The sequence below is a fragment of the uncultured Sphingosinicella sp. genome (assembly GCF_963974575.1).
GTDB lineage: Bacteria > Pseudomonadota > Alphaproteobacteria > Sphingomonadales > Sphingomonadaceae > Sphingosinicella.
Genome location: NZ_CAXBBQ010000012.1, coordinates 36,491 through 52,733, shown reverse-complemented (window position 1 = coordinate 52,733; position 16,243 = coordinate 36,491). Strand labels below are relative to the sequence as shown.

At 65.8% G+C, this 16,243-nt stretch carries 13 protein-coding genes; 4 read left to right on the top strand and 9 right to left on the bottom strand.

Going from position 1 to position 16,243, the window contains the following annotated elements; all coding sequences use genetic code 11:
* Positions 1-82: 82 nt before the first annotated feature.
* The 5 genes from AAC014_RS17020 to AAC014_RS17000 form a co-directional block, all read right to left on the bottom strand.
* The gene (locus AAC014_RS17020) at positions 83-1,318 is read right to left on the bottom strand and encodes a cytochrome P450 (protein ID WP_339710932.1); all 1,236 of its coding nucleotides are present in this window, start codon (positions 1,316-1,318) and stop codon (positions 83-85) included.
* Between the two features lie 76 nt (positions 1,319-1,394).
* Positions 1,395-2,630, bottom strand: coding sequence for a cytochrome P450 (locus AAC014_RS17015; protein ID WP_339710929.1), 1,236 nt, complete (start codon positions 2,628-2,630; stop codon positions 1,395-1,397).
* Positions 2,631-2,748: 118 nt separating this feature from the next.
* Complete coding sequence (ligA, locus tag AAC014_RS17010; RefSeq protein ID WP_339710926.1) at positions 2,749-4,860, bottom strand: NAD-dependent DNA ligase LigA; 2,112 nt, start codon at positions 4,858-4,860, stop codon at positions 2,749-2,751.
* Positions 4,857-6,509 (bottom strand): DNA repair protein RecN, encoded by a 1,653-nt coding sequence (gene recN / locus AAC014_RS17005; RefSeq protein WP_339710923.1) that lies wholly within the window; start codon positions 6,507-6,509, stop codon positions 4,857-4,859. The genes ligA and recN overlap by 4 nt, the downstream gene beginning before the upstream one ends.
* Before the next feature lie 10 nt (positions 6,510-6,519).
* Positions 6,520-7,317, bottom strand: a complete 798-nt coding sequence (locus AAC014_RS17000) for an outer membrane protein assembly factor BamD (RefSeq protein ID WP_339710921.1) — start codon at positions 7,315-7,317, stop codon at positions 6,520-6,522.
* Between the two features lie 86 nt (positions 7,318-7,403).
* On the opposite strand from AAC014_RS17000, the gene AAC014_RS16995 reads away from it, so the two are divergent.
* Positions 7,404-8,579 carry a glycosyltransferase gene (locus tag AAC014_RS16995; RefSeq protein ID WP_339710919.1) on the top strand — a complete coding sequence of 392 codons (1,176 nt, stop codon included), beginning with the start codon at positions 7,404-7,406 and terminating at the stop codon, positions 8,577-8,579.
* Here AAC014_RS16995 and AAC014_RS16990 read toward each other — a convergent pair.
* The 4 genes from AAC014_RS16990 to yajC are packed head-to-tail and all read right to left on the bottom strand — an operon-like array spanning position 8,556 to position 11,853.
* On the bottom strand, positions 8,556-8,927 hold the full coding sequence (locus tag AAC014_RS16990) for an Mth938-like domain-containing protein (RefSeq protein WP_339710917.1): 372 nt from the start codon (positions 8,925-8,927) through the stop codon (positions 8,556-8,558). The two genes, AAC014_RS16995 and AAC014_RS16990, sit on opposite strands and share 24 nt — an antisense overlap.
* Before the next feature lie 6 nt (positions 8,928-8,933).
* A complete protein-coding gene (secF, locus tag AAC014_RS16985) occupies positions 8,934-9,884 on the bottom strand; it encodes a protein translocase subunit SecF (protein WP_339710915.1) in 951 nt (316 codons plus the stop codon).
* Positions 9,885-9,896: 12 nt separating this feature from the next.
* Positions 9,897-11,489 carry a protein translocase subunit SecD gene (gene secD, locus AAC014_RS16980; protein WP_339710912.1) on the bottom strand — a complete coding sequence of 531 codons (1,593 nt, stop codon included), beginning with the start codon at positions 11,487-11,489 and terminating at the stop codon, positions 9,897-9,899.
* Positions 11,490-11,505: 16 nt separating this feature from the next.
* On the bottom strand, positions 11,506-11,853 hold the full coding sequence (gene yajC, locus AAC014_RS16975) for a preprotein translocase subunit YajC (protein ID WP_339710909.1): 348 nt from the start codon (positions 11,851-11,853) through the stop codon (positions 11,506-11,508).
* 72 nt (positions 11,854-11,925) lie between these two features.
* Here yajC and AAC014_RS16970 point away from each other — a divergent pair, with 72 nt between their 5' ends.
* The 3 genes from AAC014_RS16970 to AAC014_RS16960 are packed head-to-tail and all read left to right on the top strand — an operon-like array spanning position 11,926 to position 16,146.
* A complete protein-coding gene (locus tag AAC014_RS16970) occupies positions 11,926-12,768 on the top strand; it encodes an ATP-binding protein (protein ID WP_339710906.1) in 843 nt (280 codons plus the stop codon).
* A complete protein-coding gene (locus AAC014_RS16965) occupies positions 12,765-14,483 on the top strand; it encodes an SLC13 family permease (protein WP_339710903.1) in 1,719 nt (572 codons plus the stop codon). The genes AAC014_RS16970 and AAC014_RS16965 overlap by 4 nt, the downstream gene beginning before the upstream one ends.
* Positions 14,476-16,146 (top strand): DUF389 domain-containing protein, encoded by a 1,671-nt coding sequence (locus AAC014_RS16960; protein ID WP_339710900.1) that lies wholly within the window; start codon positions 14,476-14,478, stop codon positions 16,144-16,146. The genes AAC014_RS16965 and AAC014_RS16960 overlap by 8 nt, the downstream gene beginning before the upstream one ends.
* Positions 16,147-16,243: the final 97 nt, after the last annotated feature.

Here is a 16,243-nt window from a genome sequence, read left to right as displayed (position 1 = left end):
TGATGCAGTGCAGCATCGGCGAGTAGCCGTCGAAAAATCCTATCACTTATGCACTCAGTGCATAGCTCTCTCTAAACGCCTGTTAACCCTTGGTGATCTGGACCATCTGTTCTTTGTAGCCGTGGATGAAGGGCGACGGCACGCGCTGCGGTTGTGCAACTGCTTCCACGTCCATGCCCCGCGCCAGCATTTCCTCTAACAGGATTGTGAGCTGCAGTTCAGCGAGGCGCGCGCCGACGCAGCGGTGGATGCCGTAGCCGAACGACAGGTGCCGCCGCGCGTTTTCCCGGCTGAAATCCACGCGATCCGGGTTTTCGAAAACCTCCGTGTCGCGGTTGGCGGAAATGTACCACATCACCACCTTGTCGCCCTTGTGGATGGTCTTGCCGCCAAGCTCCGTATCCTCTTTCGCCGTGCGTCGCATGTGCGCAAGCGGCGTCTGCCAGCGGATCAACTCGGAGACGGCATTGGGAATGAGGCTCCGGTCCGCCTTCAGCTTTTCCCATTCGGCGGGAAATTCGTTCATCACCCGCACCAGACCAGTCATCGAGTTGCGCGTCGTGTCGTTGCCGCCGACGATCAACAGGACGAGGTTCCCGATGAACTCCTGCTCATCCATCTTCGACAGCGCTTCGGAATGGATCATCATAGAAAGCAGATCAGGCGCGGGCGGTGCATTGAGGCGCGCCTGCCACAGGCCGTGGAAGTAGGCGCCCATTTCATAGAGAATGCGCGTGCGCTCCTCCCGCATCGCCGGATCGGCCGCCGCCTGCACGTCGCCCGCCCAGTCCGACCACTTGGTCAGCAGCCGCCGGTCCTCCCACGGGAAGTCGAACAGAATGGCGAGCATCTGCGTGGTGAGCTCGATCGAAACGCGGTCGACCCAGTCGAACGTCTCGCCCACCGGCAGGCTGTCGAGCAACGCGGCCGTCCGCGCCCGGATCGGCCCCGCAAGCCGCTGCATCTCGCTTGGCGTGAAGGCCGGCGCAACCACGCGGCGCTCGGCTGAGTGCTGCGGCCGGTCCATCGCGATGAACATCGGGAACTTCAGTTCCTGATCGAGCGCATCGAGCACGGTGATGCCGCCGTATTCCCACGAGGAGGAGTAGATGTCGGGCAGCGCCTCGACATGCACGATGTCCTTGTAGCGCGTGACCGACCAGTAGGGCGCGAAGAGCCCTTCCGTGCAGTAATGCACCGGATCTTCGGCGCGCAGCCGCGCGAACAGCGCGGGCCACGTCTGCTCGGTGAAGTAGTGGTAATCTGCCGGGTCGATCGCGGCGAGATCGCACGTATCCGCTGCCACTTTGGTCGCCATGGCGAAGTCTCCCTTCCTCACCCCTGCACGTGACAGAATGACGGAAAGGACGCGCGTCGTAACGCGCTCCAAAACGCTAGGATCGGGTGATCGTCACCATCTGCTTGCGGTAGCCGTTCGCGAAGGGCGAGGGAATCCGCATCGGCGCGTGCAGCGGCGTCACGCGCATCTCGCGGTTCAGCATCTCTTCGAGAAGGATATAGAGTTGCAGCTCGGCAAGCCGGGCGCCGACGCAGCGGTGGATGCCGAAGCCGAACGCCAGGTGGCGGCGTGCATTGGCGCGCGTCACGTCGAAGCGGTCGGCATCGGTGAACACGGCCTCGTCTCGGTTCGCGCTGTTGTACCACAGCACGACCTTGTCATCCTTGCGGATAAGCTTGCCGCCGATTTCCGTATCTTCCGTTGCCGTACGCCGCATGTGCGAAAGCGGCGTCTGCCAGCGGATCAGCTCCGACACGGCATTGACGACAAGGCCGTGGTCCGCCTCCAACAACGCCCGGTTCTCGGGGAACTGTTCGAGCGCGACGACGAGCCCGGTCATCGAATTGCGCGTCGTGTCGGTGCCGCCGATCACCAGCAGCATCAGATTGCCGCAGAATTCCTGCGGACGGAGGTTGGACATCGCGTCCGAATGGATCATCCGCGACAAGAGGTCCGGCGCCAGCCCGCTGTTCCGCCGCTCGGCCCACAGCCGCCCGAAATAATCGACCATCTGCTGCAGCACGCGCTGGCGCTTGCGGCGCAGCGCGGGGCTCACCGCGGCCCGGAAATCGCCCGCCCAGTTTGCCCATGTCGCGAGCAGGCGGCGGTCTTCCCAAGGGAAATCGAACAGCGTCGCCAGCATCTGCGTGGTGAGTTCGGTCGAAACGCGGTCCACCCAGTCGAACGGCTCATCCACCGGCAGGCTGTCGAGCAGCGCCGCCGTGCGGGCGCGGATCGCGGCGGCATGGTCGGTGAGCGCGCTCGGGCTGAACGCGGGCGACACCGTGCGCCGCATCGCCGTGTGCTCGGGGCGATCCATCGCGATGAACATCGGCAGCTGGATATCAGGATCGTTGTGCAGGATGGTGATGCCGCCGTGCGTCCACGAGGACGAGAACAGCTGCGGCAGCGCTTCGACATGCGCGATATCGGCGTGGCGCGTGACGGACCAATAAGGCCCGTAAAAGCTGGTGGGGCAGAAATGCACGGGATCGTCGCGCCGCAGACGCGCGAAAACCTCGGGCCAGCGGCCCTCGCCGTACAAGTCGTTCGCCGTGACATCGAGCACACCTGACTCAGGATGCGTCGCGGCGGCGGCCAAGCCTCTCATGTTCAACAGACCCCCGGTTCTGCCGATACGCCAGCAGGTTACGGACTGTCTTTACCATGTCCACAAAAAAACGTCATCTATGTGACGGGATCGGTCCTGCGCGCACGTGCCGCAGGGGTCAGCTTTGCCGGACGATTTCCAGCCACGCCGCCTCGTCGATCACCTCGATGCCAAGATCGGCCGCCTTCTTGAGTTTCGACCCCGCGCCAGGCCCGGCAACGACCAGATCGGTCTTGGCGGACACCGACCCGGCGACCTTGGCGCCGAGCGCCTGCGCCTGTGCTTTCGCCTCATCGCGCGACAGTGCTTCGAGCGTGCCGGTAAACACCACCGTCTTGCCGCTCACGCGCGATTCCCGCGTTTCGAACACGATATCGGCGGGCGAAACCTCGCCCAGCAGGTCGGCAACCGCCTCGGCATTGTGCGGTTCGGCGAAGAAATCGACGAGCGCCAGTGCCACTTCCGGCCCGACGCCCGGCGTTTCAATGATCGTCGCAAGCTCCTTGGCCTCGCGCGCAAGGAACTTGTCCTCCGTCTCCCCAACCACCGGCAAAAGCTCGGCCCTGCGCGCAAGCGCGCGGTCGATCATCTCGCGAAATCCCGCCCAGCTTGAATAGCGCCGCGCCAGATCGCGCGCCGTCACCTCGCCGACATGCCGGATGCCGAGCGCATTCAGGAACCGGTCAAGCGGCGGCGACCGCCGCGCATCGATCGCGGCAACGAGGTTCGCGACCGACTGCTCGCCCCACCCCTCCCGCGTTTTCAGCGCCTCGGCGTGCGTATGCAGCCGGAAGATATCCGCCGGCGATTGCAACAGCCCATCGGCGAACAGCTCGACAATGCTCTTCTCGCCCAGTCCCTCGATATCGAGCGCACGCCGCGACACGAAGTGCCTGAGCCGCTCGACGCGCTGCGCTGGGCAGATGAGCCCGCCCGTACAGCGATAATCGACCTCCCCCGGCTCCCGTTCCGCCGCCGAACCACACTCCGGGCAGTGATCTGGAAACACGAACGGCGGCCGCTCCTCGTCGCGCGTCAGGTTCTCGACGATCTGCGGGATCACATCGCCCGCGCGCTGGATACGCACCCGATCGCCGGGCCGCGCGCCCAGCCGCTCGATCTCGTCAGCATTGTGCAGCGTGACGTTCGAAACGATCACACCCCCCACACCCACCGGCACGAGCCGTCCCACAGGCGTCAACTTGCCCGTGCGCCCCACCTGGATATCGATAGCTTCAAGCGTGGTTTCCGCCTGCTCGGCCGGAAACTTGTGCGCGAGCCCCCAGCGCGGCGCGCGCGCGACGAAGCCGAGCCGTTCCTGCCAATCAAGCCGGTTCACCTTGTAGACGACGCCGTCGATATCGTAGCCGAGATCGGCGCGCGCCTGCTCGATCTTCCGATAATGCTCCAGCGCGCCTTCCCCGCCCTCGACCAGCGCCAGCAGCGGATCGACCGGGATGCCCCAGCCCGCGATCCCCTGCATCACCCCCATCTGCGTATCGGCGGGAAGCGCCGTCACCTCGCCCCAGCCGTGCGCGAAGAACTTCAGCGGCCGCGCCTGCGTGATCGACGCATCTTTCTGCCGCAGCGAGCCCGCCGCCGCATTGCGCGGGTTCGCGAAGATCTTGCCGCCCACCCGTTCCTGCTCAGCGTTCAGCGCAAGGAAATCGGCCTTCGACATGTAAACCTCGCCGCGCACCTCGAACACGGGCGTGTCGATCGGCAAAGCCTGCGGAATGTCGGCGATGGTGCGGACGTTCGCGGTCACGTCCTCGCCGACGCTGCCGTCGCCGCGCGTCGCCGCCTGCACGAACACGCCGCGCTCATAGCGCAGCGAGCAAGACAGCCCGTCGATTTTGGGTTCGGCGGTGAGCGCCACGGGCTCGTCCGCGTCCAGCTTCAGATAGCGCCGGATGCGCCCGACGAAATCCTCGACCTCCCCACCGCTGAACGCATTGTCGAGGCTCAGCATCGGCTTTGCGTGCGTCACCTTGGCGAACGCGCCGGCCGGTGCAGCCCCCACGCTCCGCGACGGGCTATCCGCGCGCACAAGCTGCGGGAAAGCCGCCTCGATCGCCTCATTGCGCTTTTCCAGCGCATCGAATTCGGCATCGCTGATTTCGGGATCGTCGTGCTCGTAATAGGCGCGCCGGTGCCGGGCGATCTCTGCCGCCAGATGTTCGAGTTCCGCCGCCGCTTCGGCCTCGGTCAGGTCTTCAATCCGCTTCACGCCAACAATCTTTCCGCCTGCGCGCGCGCCTCGTCGGTGATCTCTGCGCCCGAAAGCATCCGCGCGATCTCCTCACGCCGCGCCGCCGCATCCAGCCGAACGACCGCCGTGCGCGCCTCCATACCGTCCGATGCCTTTTCGATGCGGAACTGCTGCGCCGCGCGCGCCGCCACCTGCGGACTGTGCGTCACGACGAGCACCTGCGCGCCCTCCGCCAGCCGCGCCAGCCGCTCGCCGATCGCGCTCGCGGTTGCCCCGCCGACACCCCGATCAATCTCGTCGAAAATAAGCGTGCCCTGCCCGCGCGTTTCGGAAAGCGCCACCTTCAGCGCCAGCATGAAGCGCGACAGTTCGCCGCCGCTGGCGATCTTCATCAGCGGCCCGAACGGTGCGCCGGGGTTCGTCGAAATCTCGAACTCGGCGCGGTCGGTTCCAGCTTCCGACCATTGCGCCTCGGGCAGCGTTTCCACCACCGTACGGAACTTCGCGGCTTCCAGTTTCAGCGGCGGCAGCTCCCCCGCCATAGCGAGGTCAAGGCGCTCTGCAGCCGCCCGCCGTGCCGCGCCGAGCGCGTCGGCAGCCTTGATGAACGCCTCCCGCGCGCCGGCCACCTTGCGCTCCAATCCCGCAAGCCCGGCCTCACCCGCCGCAATCGCCGCAGCGCGCGCCTCGAACTCGGCGGCAAGATCGGCGAGCCGATCGGGCTCCACCCGGTGCTTGCGTGCCACGCCGCGCAGCTCGAACAGGCGGCTTTCGACGTCATCAAGCTCGCTTGGCTCGAACCACATCGCCTCGCGTGCGGCGCGCAGGTGATCCTCCGCCTCCCCCGCCTCGGCCAGCGCCCGGTCGAGCGCGGCAAGCATCTCGCCGAGCAGCGGATGCTCGCCCGCCACGCGGTCCAGCCGCCGCGCCGCCGTGCGCAGGCGTGCAAGGCCGCCGTCGCTACCGTCGAGATCGCCGCTGATCGCATCCAGGTCTTCGGAGAGCTTCTGGCCCTTCAGCATGTCGGTACGCCGCGCCGCGAGCGTTTCCTCTTCGCCGGGTTCGGGTTTCAGCGCGCGCAGCTCCGCGACGGCATGTTCCAGAAACTCGCGGTCGCGCTCGTCGCGCTCCACGGTCTCGCGCGCCGCCGCAAGCGCCGCTTCCGCCTCCCGCCACGCCCGGTAAGCCTCGCCGCACGGCCCGGTATCGATGCCGGCGAACGCATCAAGGAGCGCGCGGTGCCCCTTCGGATTGAGCAGTCCCCGCTCGTCATGCTGGCCATGAATCTCGATAAGCGTGCCGCCGACATCGCGCAGCAGTTGCGCGCTCACCGATTGATCGTTCACGAACGCTCGACTGCCGCCGTCGCTGCGCACGATGCGCCGCAGCACGATCTCCCGCCCCTCGGTCTCAATGCCCTGCTCGCCCAGCAGCGCGAACGCCTCGTGGCCTTCGTCCACGCTGAACACCGCCGTCACCTGCGCCTGCCCCGCGCCGACGCGCACCAGCCCGGTGTCGCCGCGCGCACCGAGCGCGAGGCCGAGACTGTCGAGCAGGATGGATTTGCCCGCGCCGGTCTCGCCGGTGAGCACGCCGAGGCCTTCGCCGAAATCGAGCGAAAGCTGTTCGATAAGGACGACGTTGCGGATTTCCAGCGCGGCAAGCACGCTAGCCGCCTCAGCCGGTCGTGTTGCGTTCGACGAGCGCGAAGCTGCGCTCGTACCACTTCGATCCGGGGTAGTTGTACCCGAGCGCCGCCGCGGTCTTCCGCGCCTCGTCGCGAAGGCCAAGGGCCAGATACACCTCCACGAGGCGGTGCAGCGCTTCCGGCGTGTGGCTCGTCACGTCGTACTTGTCGACGACGTTGCGGAAGCGCGAGGCCGCCGCGATGAACTGGCGGCGCTGCTGGTAGAAGCGGCCGATTTCCATTTCCTTGCCGGCGAGGTGATCGCGGGCGAGGTCCATCTTCAGCCGCGCATCCGCAGCATAGGACGAATCGGGGAAGCGGCGCGTCACCTCGGTGAGCGCGGAGAGTGCCTGATCGGTGATCTTCTGATCACGCTGCACGTTGGCGATCTGCTCGTAATAGCTGATCGCGATCAGGTAATAGGCGTAAGCGGCGTCCTTGTTGCCGGGGTGCAGCGACAGGAAGCGCTGCGAAGACAGGATCGCCTGCTGGTAGTCCTTCGCCAGATAATAGGAAAAACCGCTCATCAACTGGGCGCGACGCGCCCATGTCGAATAGGGATGCTGGCGCTCCACCTCGTCGAAGATCAGCGCGGCCTGCTTGTAGCGGCCCTTGTCCAGCGTATCCTTGCCGAAGTTGTAGAGCGTCTCGACGTCGCGCGCGATGTAGCTGCGATCGGAGACGTTCGGCCCCTTCTTGCCGGCACAGGCCGACAGCGCGAGGCCGGCGGCAACGAGAAGCAAAAGGGCACGGCCGGTCGCGCGACCGGTACGGGACGAAGCTGTCATGCGGCACTCCTTAACCGGTCGCGAACGGTGCGCCAAGCGCTGATGGGTTGGCAGGCGCGGGATACTGACGCTATCAGCATGTCGCCGTGCTGAACGTCCTCACCTTCTCCTCGTTGTACCCCAACGCCGTACAGCCGAATTTCGGCGGATTCGTCGAGCGGCAGACGACGCGCCTCGCCGCGCGCAGCGATGTCGATCTGAAGGTTCTGGCGCCAATCGGCACGTTCCTGCCCATCGGCCCTTACGCCGCGCTCACCCGCGTACCGAGGCGGGGCGAGCACAACGGCATCCCGGTTTTCTGGCCGCGTTTTCCGCTCCTCCCCGCCGTCGGCTGGCGGTTCAACCCGGCTTTCGCGTACCACGCCGGGAAGCGTGTGCTCGTCGATCTCATTGCCGACGGCTTCTGCCCGGATGTGATCGACTGTGAATTCTTCTGGCCGGACGGCCCCTCCGCCGTGCGGCTGGGGCAGGCGTTCGGCATTCCTGTCTCGATCAAGGCACGCGGGTCGGACATCCGCCTTTGGGGCGCGAAGCCTGCCGCCCGCCGCTTGATGGTGGACGCAGCGAACGCTGCGGACGGCCTGCTCGCCGTCTCCGAATCGCTGAAGACCGATATGGTCGCGATCGGAATACCCGAAGAGAAGATTCGCGTGCACCGCACGGGCATCGAACTTGATCGTTTTCACCCCGTGGAACGCTCGGCCGCAAAGGCATCGCTCGGCGTTTCAGGACCGTTGTTGCTCGCCGTCGGCAACCTTGTGGCGCTGAAGCGCTTCGAGCTCGTGATCGGCGCCGCCGAGCTGCTGCCCGATGCCACGCTGTTCATCGCAGGCGAAGGGCGCGAGCGACGGAAGCTCGAAGCCCTGATCGCCGAGCGCGGTCTTTCCGCGCGCGTCCGGCTGCTCGGCGGGGTGCACCACGCCGACATGCCTGCCCTGATGGCAGCGGCGGACGTGTTCGTCCATGCGTCGTCGAGCGAAGGCCTTGCCAACGTGTGGGTCGAAGCGCTCGCAAGCGGCACGCCCGTCGTCACCGCGAATGTCGGCGCCGCTGCCGAGGTCGTGGACCGCGCAGAGGCCGGCACGCTGATCGATGATGCCAGGCCCGAAGTTTTCGCCGAGGCCATCCGCGCCGTGCTGGAAGCCCCGCCAGCTCCCGAAGCGGTGCGCGCTTCGGCGCTGCGTTTCGACTGGAAAAACAACACCGGTGCGCTCTACGCGCACCTTCTGGCGCTGGTGTCAGGCCCCGAGGCCCAGCAATAACGCGCCGACGAGACGACCTTCGCCGGCAAGCACGTTATAAGTGCGCGCGGCGAGCTGCGACGTCATGACATCGACCCCCGCCCCCTTTGCCGCAAGCGCGTCCAGCAGCGCCTGATCGGGCCAGCGCAGCGCGGCGCCGGTGCCGACAAGCAGCACCTCCCGCGCCGGATCGAGCGAAAGCAGCGGCGCGAAAGCCTCGATCGTAAGCGTTTCCGCCGCATCCTGAACGCCGCCGGGCCAGATCAGGATGCTCCCGGCGCGCGGCTCCCCGGCGACAACGAACCTGCCGCCCCGGATCGCATCGATACGGTGAACGCCGCGTGGGCCGGTTTGCAGCTCGAGCGGCACGGACGCCTAGCGGCTGCCCACCTTCTCCGCCGTGCCGCCCTCGATCGGCGCGAACGTGTTCGCCCCGACGCCGAGCGAGATCAGCAGCGAGGAGGAGACGAACACCGACGAATAGGTGCCGATCACGATGCCGAGCAGCATCGCGGCGGTGAAGCCGAACAGCACGTCGCCGCCAAGGAGCAGAAGCGAGCCGAGCGCCAGCGTCAGCGCCATCGTCGTCGCATAGGTGCGCGACAGCGTTTCGTTCACCGAAAGGTCGATCAGCGGACCGATATCCATCTGCCGGTACTTGCGCAGGTTCTCGCGAATACGATCGTCGATCACGACCTTGTCGTTCAGCGAATAGCCGATGATCGTGAGCACGGCGGCGACGATATTGAGATCGAATTCGAGCTGCGTCAGCGCGAAGAAGCCGAGCGTAACCGTCACGTCGTGGACAAGCGCGACGATCGTCGAGACGCCGAAATGCCATTCGAATCGGAACCACGTGAACAGCGCGATTGCGCCCATCGAAATCACGATGGCGATGATACCGTTGCGGATCAGCTCCTCGGAAACCTTGCCGCTCACCGTTTCGACGCGGCGGAACGAAGCATCCTCGTGATTCACGCGAATTGCGTTCTGCACCTTCTGCACGACGCGCTGCACGGCGGCATCGTCTCCAGGCGGCAGCGGCAGGCGGATCAGCACTGTATCGGGGCCGCCGAAGTTCTGCAGCGCGGACGATCCGTAGTCGAGGCGGTCGACGGTGCTGCGCAGTTCGTCGAGCTTTACGGGCTGTTCGAACTTCACTTCCATCATCAGGCCGCCGACGAAATCGACACCGAGATTAAGCCCACGCGTCGCCAGCAGGGCGATCGAGCTCAACGTCAAAATGGTGGTGACGGCGAACGCGATCCAACGCAGCCGCACGAAGCGGATGTTGGTGTTGTCCGGAATGATTTTCAGGAGCCGCATGTGCTGGTCCGATCAGATCGTGATGGTGGCCGGCCGCGTACGGTTCAGCCAGTTGACGATGAAGAGGCGCGCCACGGTCACCGCCGTGAACACCGAGGTGACGATGCCGATGGTGAGGACCACGGCAAAGCCCTTGATCGGCCCTGAACCGAAAGCGAACATCACGGCGGCCACGATGAGGTTCATCGTGTTCGCGTCCCAGATCGTGCGGCTGGCTTCCTTGAAGCCGTTCTCGACTGCGGAGCGGACTCCCCTGCCCTTGCGCTGCTCTTCCCGGATACGTTCGTTGATGAGCACGTTGGCATCGACCGCGGCACCGATGGTGAGCACCATGCCGGCCACGCCGGGCAGCGTCATCGTCGCGCCGGTCAGCGACATGACCGCGAGGATCAGGACCACGTTCAGCACCAGCGCGATGTTCGCATACACGCCGAACCGTCCGTAGGTAAGGAACATGAACACGCCCACCGCGAGCACTGCGACCAGCGAGGCGATCGTGCCGGCGCGAATCGAGTCGGCGCCGAGGTCGGGGCCGACGGTGCGTTCCTCGACGACCTTCAGCTCCACCGGCAGCTTGCCCGAGCGCAGCAGGATCGCCAGCTCGTTCGAGCTTTCCGCGTTGAAGCTCCCCGAAATGACACCCGATCCGCCGAGAATGGGCTCGTTGATGTTGGGTGCGCTGATCACGCGGTTGTCGAGCACGATGGCGAACGGTTTGCCGACGTTCTCCTGCGTGGTGCGCGCGAAGCGGCGGCCACCGGCGCTGTCGAAGCGGAAGCTGACGACCCACTGGCCCTGCTGCAGCGTCTGCTGCGCGTCCATCAGCTGGTCGCCGGTGATGATCGCGCGGCGCTTCACTGCAATCGGCTGCCCGGTATCCGCCATCTGAAGTATCTGGCTGCCCGCGGGCGCACGGCCCGCCGCCACGTCCGCCGGGTCGGCAGTGATATCGACGAGCTTGAACTCAAGCTGCGCGGTCTTGCCAAGTAGCTGCTTGAGCGCGGAAGGGTCCTGAAGGCCCGGCACCTGCACGACGATGCGCTGGCTGCCCTGCCGGATGATCGTCGGCTCACGCGTGCCAAGCTCGTCGATGCGGCGGCGGATCACCTCCACCGCCTGCGTCATCGCGCTTTCCATCGCCTGCGTACGGCCCGCCGACGTTTGCGTGAGCACGATGCGGTTGCCGTCCGTCACCTCGACGTTGAAGCTGCGCTGCCCCGTCACGCCGATCGGCATGGAAAGGTTGCGAAGCAGGTCGACCGCGCGGTCTACATCGTCAACATTGCGCACGAGAAAGCTCACGCGCCCGCCGCGGTTGCTGACATCACCCACCGCAATCGCACCGCCCTCGGCGCGGCGCAGTTCGGAAAGCGCGTCTTCCTCCATCTTGTCGATGTTGGCGCGGGCGAGCCCTTCGGCGTTCGCTTCGAGCAGGATGTGGCTTCCGCCCCGAAGATCGAGGCCGAGGTTCATCTGCTTCTTGGGCGCCCAGCTCGGCCAGGCTTGAACCTGCTCTTCGGGGAAAGCGTTGGGGATCGCGAAGATGAAGCCTGCAACGAGCACGGCGATGATCGACCAGATCTTCGCCTTGGAGAATTCAAGCATGGCGCAGGTTCAACCTTCAGGCGGCCGTGTCGTTGGCGGGTTTGCCAGTGCCGACGGCGCGAACCTCGGAGAGCGTCGACTTCACGACGCGGACCTTCGTGGCAGCCGCAAGCTCAACCTCGACCTCGTCGTCGGTCACCTTCGCGACTTTGCCGATCAGGCCGCCGGCCGTCACCACCGTGTCGCCCTTCTTCACCGCAGCGATCATCTCGCGGTGCTGCTTCAATCGCCGCTGTTGCGGACGGATCAGCAGGAAGTAGAAGATGGGGATGATGAGGAGGAACGGCATGATGGCGTTCAGGAAAGCCGCGCCGCCTCCCGGCGCTGCCCCCGCGGCTTGCGCATAGGCTGGAGAAATGAGCATTGAGACCCTTGCTTTCGAAAGCGTGTGGCTGCGATTTGGCGCGCGACTATACAAATGCAAGAGCGAGACGCAATGAAAACGCCCGAATCTCCTGAAATCAGCCTTTTTGCGCGCATCGCAGACGCGCTGGAACGGCTTGCGCCCGCGCCGGCTGCCAGCGAGGCGCTGCCCGATGCCCCGGCTTACGCCTGGGATCATGGCACGCTGCGGCCAGTCGCGACGCTCAGCGCGCAGCCGCTGGACCGCTACGTGGGGATCAATGCGCAGCGCGAAGCGCTGCTCCGCAACACCGAGCGGCTGGCCAAACGCCTGCCCGCCCACGACATCCTGCTGTGGGGTTCGCGCGGCATGGGCAAGTCCAGCCTTGTGAAGTCGGCGGTCGCGCACCTGCAGGCGGCAGGCGAGGCGATCGCCCTCGTCGAGATCGAGCGCGACGACATCGCCGACGTTTCGCTGCTACTGCGACGTCTCGCGAAGCGCGACGGCGCGTTCGTGCTGTTCTGCGATGACCTCAGCTTCGATACGGACGAACGCCAGTACCGGCGTCTGCGCTCCGTTCTCGAAGGCGGCATCGAGGCACGGCCGGACAATTGCCGCTTCTACGTCACCTCGAACCGCCGTCATATCGTGCCGCGCGAAATGCGCGAGAACGAGCTTGCGAACAGCATCAACGCCCGCGACGTGCTCGACGACCGTCTCGCACTCGCCGACCGCTTCGGCCTGTCGCTCGGCTTCCACGCCTGTGACCAGAACACCTATCTGGCGATGGTTGAGGCCTACGGTCGTGCCTACGGGCTGGATATCGATCCCCGGGCTGCCGTCACATGGGCGACCGGGCGTGGCGGGCGCTCGGGCCGCGTCGCGTGGCAATATGTGCAGGAGGTCGCCGGCGCTGCCGGCGTTCGCCTCTCTTGAACCTGCCCTTCGACCCCGCAATCGTCAGCTCGACGATCCTGGCGCTCACGCTGGTGCTTTTCATCAGCGAGAAGGTTCGGCACGATCTCGTCGCCGTTATCGCGCTGCTCGCGGCGCTGGTGGTTGGCGTTGTCAGCCCGAAGGAAGCGCTGGCCGGCTTCTCCGACCCCGCGGTGATCGCGGTTGCCGCAGTGCTCGTCGTCGGGCGCGCGGTCGAGATCAGCGGCATCGCGGCTGCGTTCACGCGCCGGGTGATTCCCGAGCGGGCGCCGTTCCCTATCAGGCTCATCATCGTGATGGTGGTCGGCGCGGTCCTCTCTGCATTCATGAACAACATCGCCGCGCTCGTCATCACGATGCCGATCGCCACGCAGGTCGCCATCGATTCGCGACGCTCTCCCTCCGCGGCGCTGATGCCGCTGGCGTTCGCGACCATCCTCGGCGGCATGACGACATTGATCGGTACGCCCGCGAACCTCATTCTGTCGTCGATCCGGCAAAATTCGCTGGGAGAGCCGTTCAGCTTCTTCCAGATGACACCGGTGGCAAGCTGTGTGGCCGCCGCTGGGCTTCTCTACATGGCGGTGATCGGCTGGCGACTGCTGCCCGATGCACGCGCGCCTGTCCGCGCGTTCGCCAACCCCTGGCGCATCTTCGAACTCGATGTCCCTTCCGAGACCGACGAGGCGGAACTCCGCTCAGCGCTACGCAAGGCGGGCAGCCGTCTCCTCGCGAGCTTCGAAAACTATTCGCAGGCAATCGGCGGCGACAGGCGCCGCGTGCTCGTGCTCAGCCGCAAGGATCCGTGGGAGCTATCCGATGCGACCGGCACCTATCCAACCGTCGCCCGCAATCCCGCACCGGATGCGACAACGGTGCGTGCCGCGGTTGCGCATGGCTCCTTCCTGATCGGGCAGCGGTACGAGGCCGTCACATGGCGGAGCGGCCAGCAACTCCGCGTCGTCGGGGCGGGCCCGCGCGCCGCGCACGAGCGGTTGCCGCTGTCGGAAATGGAGATTCAACCCGGCGACCAATTGTTCATTCACGGCCCCGCCGACCAGCTCGGTGCGTTCATTGCAAACGCCCGCCTTCTGGAAATCGGGCGTCTCGATACACCACCCGTCGAGCCGAGCCGCGCCGCCGCGATCGTTGCCATATTCACGGCCGCCATCGTGGGCATCGTGGCGTTTGACCTGTCGCCCGCGATCGCATTCTTCGCCGCGGCCGCGATACTGGCGGCGACTCGCCTTATTCCGACTTCGGAAGTGTACCGGTCGATTGACTGGCCGGTCGTCATCATGCTCGCGGCGATGATACCGGTCGGCCAGAGCCTTGAATCGACCGGAGCGGTGAACATCCTTTCGGAATGGCTGAGCGCCCAGCTCGGCAACGCCAGCGTGTTCGCCACGTTCGCGGCGATCGGTGCCGCGACGCTTCTCCTCTCCGCGCTGCTCAACAACGTGGCGACGGCAATCATCATGGGGCCGCTTGCGATCCAGATGTCCGAATACATGGATTTCTCGCCCGATGCGGGCCTCATCATGGTGCTGATCGGCGCATCCTCGGACTTCCTCACACCCATCGGACACCAGAACAACTTGCTCGTCATGGGGCCGGGAGGGTATCGGTTCTCTGATTATGCACGGATGGGGGTGGGCGTTTCGGTCATCGTCATCGGGGTCGCGGCCTGGCTGTTGAGTAGAGGATTTGGATAGCACGACGCGAAAAGGGCTGAAGGCCCGCATCGATACCACGCTTCATCAGGCTTCGACGTTGTGGCGCCGCCAGCGCGCCTATTGGCGGCGTTGGGTGGTGCGCTCCGTCAATCATATGGAGGTCGCCGCGAAGCTGGATGGCGAGGCGCACTGGTCCGCGCGCTTCGGCTTCATGCTCATCATGTCGGCAGGCATTGCCGTGCTCGGCCTGCTGCTTTCGTCGCCTGCGGTGGTGATCGGCGCAATGCTGATCTCGCCGCTCATGGGCCCGATCATGGCGCTCGGCTTCAGCCTTGCGCGCTTCAACCTCGCCGAAGCGAGGCTCGCGCTGACGACCCTGGGAATCGGTGTCGCTGCGGCGGTCGGCTTCTGCGCCCTCGTCGTCTACCTGTCGCCGCTGCAGGCGGTCACGCCCGAAATCCTTGCGCGGACGCGACCGAACTTCTTCGATCTTCTGGTCGCGATCTTCTCGGCACTCGCGGGGGCCTATGCCGTCATCCGCGGACGCGGCGAAACGATCGTCGGCGTCGCCATCGCCACAGCCCTTATGCCGCCGCTCGCCGTTGTCGGCTACGGCCTTGCGACGCTGAACGGCCTCGTGTTCTTCGGTGCGCTCGGCCTGTTCATGACCAATCTGCTCGCCATCGCGCTGAGCGCTGCGGTGATGGCCAAGATGTACGGCTTCGGCACCGCGATGTCGGACCGCTCCACGCGCATCCAGACCATCGGCATCCTGGGGATTTTCGCCGTACTGTCCGTGCCGCTGCTGCTCTCGCTGCACCAGATCGCATGGGAAGCGCTCGCGAGCCGTCTTACGCGCGAAGCCATCTCGGCCTATTTCGGCCCGGACTCGCGCATATCGCAGCTCGAAATGGATTTTTCCGCCGAACCGATCGTCGCCCGCGCTACGGTGCAGACGCCGAAGCGTCGCTATGATGCCGATCAGCAGATCAGCGCACGCCTGCGCGCACGTCTCGAAGAGCCCATTGCGATCAACCTCGCCCAAGTCCTCGTCGATAGTGACGCGACCCTGAAGGAGCGCGAGCAGCGCGAACTGGAAGCTGCGAAGCGCGCGCAAGGCGAATCGCTGCGCAAGGCGACCGAGGCCGATGCGCAGCAGGTCGCCGCCGAACTCGCGATTCTCGGAGCGCAGTCGCCATCGGCCGTCAACGTCGACCTCGCCCGCCGCTTCGCATCGATGACAGCCGAAGCGATGCCCGGCATCCGCCTGCCCGCCTGGCGCGCGCTCGAAACGCGCGTCGCCATCCGTCATCCGGGCTGGACGGTAATGGTGATCCCGCCGGTCGGCCAACTCCCGCTCATACCGTTCGACGAAGATTCTGCTGCGCTTTCGCCGAAGGGCAGGGACTCCGTGGTCGATGCCGCGTGGGCGCTGAGGCGCTGGGGGATCACCACGGTGCTCGTCAACGGCCGCGTTGCGAGCGGTGAGGCCGACAGCAGCGACGCGCGCGACAAGCTCGCCGAGGACCGCGCCGCCGCTGTTGCCGCCGCTCTCGGGGAACGCGGCATCAAGGTCGCCTCGCGCAGCACCACCTCAGGTACCATCCAGAACGCGGCCGAGGACGAATACGGCCGCAGCGCGCTCCGAAGCGTTGAACTCGTCCCCGATACGCTGGCCGAACCGCCAAGCGCTGCGCGCTAGCAAGCAGCCTTCCGCAACACATTGACACGCAAGCGTATCGTTTAAGATTTTTAGACGCTATCTTCCCTTAGAATCACCCGTCCAGTATGCGTCTGAG

Bases quoted from the DNA above. Each gene is read 5' to 3' on its own strand.
- AAC014_RS17020 (WP_339710932.1), bottom strand. From the start codon at position 1,318: ATGGCGACCAAAGTGGCAGCGGATACGTGCGATCTCGCCGCGATCGAC.
- AAC014_RS17015 (WP_339710929.1), bottom strand. From the start codon at position 2,630: ATGAGAGGCTTGGCCGCCGCCGCGACGCATCCTGAGTCAGGTGTGCTC.
- AAC014_RS17000 (WP_339710921.1), bottom strand. From the start codon at position 7,317: ATGACAGCTTCGTCCCGTACCGGTCGCGCGACCGGCCGTGCCCTTTTG.
- secF (WP_339710915.1), bottom strand. From the start codon at position 9,884: ATGCGGCTCCTGAAAATCATTCCGGACAACACCAACATCCGCTTCGTG.
- secD (WP_339710912.1), bottom strand. From the start codon at position 11,489: ATGCTTGAATTCTCCAAGGCGAAGATCTGGTCGATCATCGCCGTGCTC.
- yajC (WP_339710909.1), bottom strand. From the start codon at position 11,853: ATGCTCATTTCTCCAGCCTATGCGCAAGCCGCGGGGGCAGCGCCGGGA.
- AAC014_RS16970 (WP_339710906.1), top strand. From the start codon at position 11,926: ATGAAAACGCCCGAATCTCCTGAAATCAGCCTTTTTGCGCGCATCGCA.